The organism is Streptomyces sp. ISL-11 (assembly GCF_018614525.1).
Taxonomy (GTDB): domain Bacteria; phylum Actinomycetota; class Actinomycetes; order Streptomycetales; family Streptomycetaceae; genus Streptomyces.
On the sequence record NZ_JAGGOL010000189.1, the window covers coordinates 20,921 to 21,222 of the forward strand.

Below are 302 nucleotides of genomic sequence, written 5' to 3' on the forward strand. Positions count from 1 at the left end.
CGACGGCGACCGGCAGATCGACACCGCCCACCTGCTGCACACGCTCCTCGAAGCCGACCCGGAGGCATGCCGGGTCCTGGACGGTGACGGTACGGGCCGGGTCGTACGGCTGCTCGGCTATCTCGTCCAGCGCACCATCGGCTACGGGCTGCTCTGGAGCGGCGCCCTGGAGGAGACCGGAGCCCTGCCGGCCTTCCGTGGCAGCCGGGCGCCCGCCTGGTCGCCGCCGGCCGCGGCCGCCCTGGAGGGCGCGTTCGCCCGCGCCCGGGCGCGAGGCGGTGACCGCGTGACGGGGCTCGACC

Annotated in this window: 1 pseudogene; it reads left to right on the forward strand. The window is 76.8% G+C overall.

The features are described 5' to 3' along the window. Positions 1–302: pseudogene (locus J7E86_RS29095) on the forward strand (peptidase); the annotation flags it as partial.